General features: G+C 42.2%; 5 protein-coding genes and 1 pseudogene. 1 reads left to right on the forward strand and 5 read right to left on the reverse strand.

Annotated elements, in window-relative coordinates:
* Nucleotides 1-406: 406 nt before the first annotated feature.
* Nucleotides 407-1,009 carry a peroxiredoxin gene (locus QZY09_RS24240; protein ID WP_295677191.1) on the reverse strand — a complete coding sequence of 201 codons (603 nt, stop codon included), beginning with the start codon at nucleotides 1,007-1,009 and terminating at the stop codon, nucleotides 407-409.
* 256 nt (nucleotides 1,010-1,265) lie between these two features.
* Between QZY09_RS24240 and QZY09_RS24245 the strand changes: the two genes are divergently transcribed.
* Nucleotides 1,266-1,748 (forward strand): hypothetical protein, encoded by a 483-nt coding sequence (locus QZY09_RS24245; protein ID WP_295677194.1) that lies wholly within the window; start codon nucleotides 1,266-1,268, stop codon nucleotides 1,746-1,748.
* Between the two features lie 228 nt (nucleotides 1,749-1,976).
* On the opposite strand, the gene QZY09_RS24250 is transcribed toward QZY09_RS24245, so the two are convergent.
* The 4 genes and pseudogenes from QZY09_RS24250 to QZY09_RS24265 all read right to left on the reverse strand — a co-directional run bounded on the left by QZY09_RS24250 (nucleotide 1,977) and on the right by QZY09_RS24265 (nucleotide 5,042).
* A complete protein-coding gene (locus tag QZY09_RS24250; RefSeq protein WP_295677196.1) occupies nucleotides 1,977-2,267 on the reverse strand; it encodes a hypothetical protein in 291 nt (96 codons plus the stop codon).
* 563 nt (nucleotides 2,268-2,830) lie between these two features.
* Nucleotides 2,831-3,559 carry a (Fe-S)-binding protein gene (locus QZY09_RS24255; protein ID WP_295677198.1) on the reverse strand — a complete coding sequence of 243 codons (729 nt, stop codon included), beginning with the start codon at nucleotides 3,557-3,559 and terminating at the stop codon, nucleotides 2,831-2,833.
* Nucleotides 3,560-3,818: 259 nt separating this feature from the next.
* Nucleotides 3,819-4,580, reverse strand: coding sequence for a C40 family peptidase (locus QZY09_RS24260; protein WP_295677200.1), 762 nt, complete (start codon nucleotides 4,578-4,580; stop codon nucleotides 3,819-3,821).
* Nucleotides 4,581-4,688: 108 nt separating this feature from the next.
* Nucleotides 4,689-5,042, reverse strand: a pseudogene (locus QZY09_RS24265) (4Fe-4S dicluster domain-containing protein).
* Nucleotides 5,043-5,127: the final 85 nt, after the last annotated feature.

The raw sequence follows: 5,127 nt of genomic DNA on the forward strand, positions 1-5,127 counted from the left end.
GTTATTCTTTATCTTTATAAAACTGTAAACCTATTACAGGATTAAAATAAAGTGTAAACTCAATACAGGATTAATCATCAAAAAGTGTAAACCTTTTTCAGGACGTGACATATTTAACCCAAAAGACGAAAGCGACAAAACCCCGTTAATAGCATTTACGGCATTTGTTGGCGGAATAATAACCATAAGACAAAATGATGACATTACAGTAGAGCAGGACCCAGCCGGAACGCAGGGTACCACCATTAAATATTTCTTAAAGGCTAAGGATATAAAAGTAGCTTCCTTCTCTTTTGATACCGGGACCAAATCGGGAACGCTGTTGGTAGCGATACAATAGTGCAATCGTGTTAAAAAAATAAATAACCTAATGACAAGTAAAACGAGGACGAGACAGCCATACTTTTTATAACCCTTTTACAATCGCCAGCGACTTGTCGACATGGTCGGTAGGTGAAATGTGGTCGGTGTTTGACGAAAACACGGCGACAATTTTACCGTCTTTACCGATGACGAAAGTAGTTCGCGGGATAAAGCCGTGTGTAAGGTCCTGGCCGATCACGTCTTTAATGCCAAGCTTTCCGGGTGACATGTTAAGGCCGTAGCTTGCCGCAATTTTGCCGTCAGCGTCGGAAGCGACGGGGAATTTGCCTGCACAATAATTCGGGTCGGAAGAAAATTTATTCAGCCGCTGAATATCGTCGGCAGATACACCGATAATGGTAGCTCCCGCCGCGGTAAATTTATCTTTCAGTTCGGCAAAGGCGTGCGCCTCCGCATCACAGCCGCCAGTGTAGGCAGAAGGATAGAAATAGACCACAACGGGGCCTTTGCCAAGGGCATCTTTTAGTGAAAAATTAAATGCAGTGCCGGCCAGGCTGGCCTGGGCGGTAAATACAGGCGCTGCATCTCCTTTTGACAACGCTGCCGGTTGGGCAAAGCCAGACCGGACTACCAGGAGTGAAAAGCTGAAAATTAAAAAAGTTAAGCAATAATATTTCTTGAACATGGCAGATTGTTTTGACTTATGAATGAATGGGTTTTTATCAAAGCTACAATAGTATGCGGAAAATCAACTCATATGTCATTAAATTTTTACTGTGGCTATCCCATCGGTCAAGTGTCCTGCTTAGCCCACCCCCCCCGGCGGTTCAAGTGGGGCACTTGAACCGCCGGGGGTAAATGTTCGCGATGACAAGTGGTGACACTGACTATTTTTAATTCTGTGAATTCTTTTATACTTTAGCTGACAAAGTCCGCTCATTATGAAAATTTTTGCATTTGTTGCGTTGATCCTTTTACTGCCCGCTCCCCATAAAATCATTAAAAATTCACCTCTGCAGTTAGGGTATGACAAGGTTATGATGTATGATTTTGACGGCGGGATAGGTTCGGATCTAAGCATAGTCGACGCCAGGGGACATATAGCCAAGTCTATGACGAAGCAGGCTGTTCTTGATAAAGAGAGTGCGCTTAGCCTCACTAAGAAGTTGGGAGAAAGAGAATCATTCTGCGATACGATGGCCGCTTGCTTTGAACCCCATCTTGGTTTCGTTTATTATTTGAAAGGTAAAATTGTTGCATACATTACCGTCTGTCTCAGCTGTAACGTGGTCGTTTCCAGCGTTCCCCTCGATCCTCAAAAACAAGATAAATATCCAATAGCCAACGATGGTTATTTAGCCGGCGGACCAACTAAAACATTCCGGGCGTTTTTGAAGGGGCTGTTAAAAAAATACAACTTATAACACCCGCCTGTTCAGGCATTTTGCATGAACAAAAAAGAATTCAAGTGTCACATCAATAGTTTCCCGTTACACACCCCATTTACCCAGCCGGTTCAAGTTTCACTTGAACCCAAACCGCTGTCAGCGTCCCACTGGAGTATCCCCAGTGATTACACAGTGTTTTCAAACTGCGTAAAGTGCTTAATGCAACCGGGACACCCCTCTTGGGGCAATTTTCTCTTGCTATCTTTACCCAAGAAACTCCATCACCAAAGCTTCCCACTCCTTTTCCAAAGAAATGTCCGGGCGGGTTTTTCGTGCTTTGCTATACCAGTAGTCGGCATTCCAAACATCGCCTTCTTTACGGTGCAGGTAGGCGTGTACCAATGCCGATGCATGGTCTGTGAGCTGGTCTACCTGGGCATGTGCTGTATGCCAATCGCCTTTGCCATCATACCAAAGGCTTTTTAATTGCACAGAAAGCCCGGTAACGGGCTCTTCTAAATTCAACGATTCTTTAAATTCTGCTAAAGTTTTCATTGGGTATTAATTTTACGGCAGTAAACGTGATCTGTGCTTTTTCAATTCAGCAACCGCATCAATCCTGCGTCACGCTTAAAGTATGCTATCGGGGTAAAATACAAAAACCATCTTGTTTACACTAAAACTGCTGACAAGCCTTTTTCAGTGACAAGATTTTGTCAGCAGTTAAAGTATTATTATTCAGCTTTTTAGCACTTTTTAGCGTTTGTAGCATATGTAGCGCTACACTACAAACTGCGCGTAAACTAAAGTAATCTTTACAATTAATTAAACCGTTCTGAAATGAGCATTGCGCCTCCGTATTCGCCATCATTCGCTTTTTATTGTTATGATCACCTTCCTGATGTCTATAGTGTTTTGGGTGATTTCGTTGTTACCGGGCGTTATTAGGGAGTTTTTAAAGTTCTGAACTAAAAAAGTCGTTTGCGGAATCAAACCTGTATCCCCATCAGCCTTTCGGCTCCTGAAAGAAACGATTGCCCGAACCGCTGATTTACCTGATTGGAAGGATTTAATTGATTTTTATCAGAGTATGTCATAAAAATCAGTTTAACCTTTGGTCACACATTCCCCCACCCTTTTGCCAATACATCGGCCAGGTGGTAGGTTTTTAACGGGAGTTCGTTTTTATCGATATAACTTTGCAGGTGCATCAGGCAGGATGCATCAGTAGATATGATATAATCAGCGTCGGCAGCAATGGCATTATCCACCTTTTGCTGCGCCATGGCAGTTGAAATAGCATCAAATTTAACTGCAAAAGTACCGCCGAAACCACAGCAGGTTTCTTCGTCCTTCATATCAATCAGTTCGAGGCCCAGCACTTTTGATAAAAGCTGACGTGGTTCGTTCTTGATTTTGCATTCACGCAAACCAGCACAGCTGTCGTGGTAAACCGCTTTGCCATCAAGCTCAGCACCAAAATAATCAAACTGCAGTATATTCACCAAAAAATCCGAAAGCTCATAAATATTGCCCTGTATTGCCCTACATTTATTGTGTGCGGCCGTATTGGTAAACAAATCATTATAATAGTTTTTCACCATGCCAGTACAGGAAGCCGATGGAGAAACGATCACACTGTCTTCCGAAAAATCATTTAAAAATTTACTCCCTACTACTTTTGCGTCGTCCCAAAAGCCAGCATTAAAAGCAGGTTGGCCACAGCAGGTTTGTGCAGGATTATATTTTACCGTACAGCCTGCTTTCTCGAGCACTTTTATGGTATTAAAAGCAGTTTCAGGAAATAGCTGGTCAATAAAACAGGGAATAAACAGTTCAATATTCATCGGCTGCTAATTTCAGAAAAAGTTGTGAGGAATTGTGAATAAACACGAATTTTCACGAATTAGTTCGAATTACATAAATTGGGAAGATGCAAAGGATAATTTGCTTTAAAAAAAACAACCTTTTTTTTGGCGGGGTGGCTACTTTTACTTCAATGTCTCAGCAGGGCCCTCGCATAGTACCCTGCGTTTAATGGAACAAAGGACAGGGTGTCACAAGATCTGCCCCGAACGTGAAACAGAAACCCTCTGCTGCTATTAGTTAAAACATCCTTTTAATAGTGCAAAGCTTATGGGTATAGCGTTTTAGCTCTTCAGAATAAATACCTTTTTCATCGATGGTATCAATTTTCACTTTGCCCGATGCATGGATAATTTTCTCATTGTTGAGCATAATGCCAACATGTACCACTTTTCCTTCAGCATTATCAAAAAAAGCAAGGTCGCATAAGCGCGTATCATGCAGCGAGGTCACCGTATACCCCTGCTCAACCTGCATACTTGCATCGCGCAGCAAATTAATGCCCTGTAATTTAAAAACGGCTTGTGTAAAGCCGGAGCAATCAATACCGAAATGGGTACGGCCTCCCCATAAATATGGCGTATTTAAAAACGATGTCGCGGTAAGCACCAGGTTCTCCGTTTCGCCTATCTCCCCTATTATTTCAAATTGCTCGTTCCCAATACGGCAGGTGGTGCCTTCCAAAAATGCAAGCGAACTGCCTGCAGGTAAATACAGGATACTATTGTTAGCAATTTTCCAGGCCTGGGTAACTGGTCTGTAGGTAAGGGGTGATGGCGTCTGTTTAAATCTTTTATATGCCAAGTGGCCAAGCATGATAAATTGCAGCCTGCCTATCCATCCGGAATAATTATCAAACGACGTAATGATTTGCACCCAGTTATCCTTCCATTCTTTTATCTCAAAGATCTCACCAAACAACACCTGCGATACTTGCTCGCTACAGTCACTCGGCTCGGCCCTTAACGGGATAATAGAAAGATTACAAATTCCGTATTCCATAGAAAAGTAGGCCTGTTTACGAAAGCTTAATTTTAAAGTTGCAAGAAACAAAAAAGGGAAGGCAAACAAAATTCACCTTCCCTTCTTATCCTGATATCTTATAATTGGTTATTCATTCAAATGGAGCCATTCCTTTTTAGCTAACAGCTCTTCCTTTGTTTCACGTACATCTTCGTCATCCACACAACAATCAACCGGGCAAACTGCAGCGCACTGCGGTTCGTCATGAAAGCCTACGCATTCGGTACATTTATCTGGCACAATATAGTAAATATCATCGGAAAGTGCAGCTTGTGTTTCTTCGGCATTTAATGTATTGCCATCGCCAAAATCTATCAATCATTTTAACCCTGTTCCATCCGAAAAGCGCCATGCTGCGCCTGCATCATATATAGCATTATTGGGGCATTCGGGCTCACAAGCTCCGCAATTTATACATTCGTCGGTGATTTTAATCGCCATAGTTCTCTATATCTTATATTCTCGATTAACTTTGCCCTTTATTAAAGGCTTGCAAATATAACAAAAAAAGGTTTTGTGAGACGAA

The organism is uncultured Mucilaginibacter sp. (assembly GCF_903913935.1).
GTDB lineage: Bacteria > Bacteroidota > Bacteroidia > Sphingobacteriales > Sphingobacteriaceae > Mucilaginibacter.

Bases quoted from the DNA above. Each gene is read 5' to 3' on its own strand.
- QZY09_RS24240 (WP_295677191.1), bottom strand. From the start codon at position 1,009: ATGTTCAAGAAATATTATTGCTTAACTTTTTTAATTTTCAGCTTTTCA.
- QZY09_RS24245 (WP_295677194.1), top strand. From the start codon at position 1,266: ATGAAAATTTTTGCATTTGTTGCGTTGATCCTTTTACTGCCCGCTCCC.
- QZY09_RS24250 (WP_295677196.1), bottom strand. From the start codon at position 2,267: ATGAAAACTTTAGCAGAATTTAAAGAATCGTTGAATTTAGAAGAGCCC.
- QZY09_RS24255 (WP_295677198.1), bottom strand. From the start codon at position 3,559: ATGAATATTGAACTGTTTATTCCCTGTTTTATTGACCAGCTATTTCCT.
- QZY09_RS24260 (WP_295677200.1), bottom strand. From the start codon at position 4,580: ATGGAATACGGAATTTGTAATCTTTCTATTATCCCGTTAAGGGCCGAG.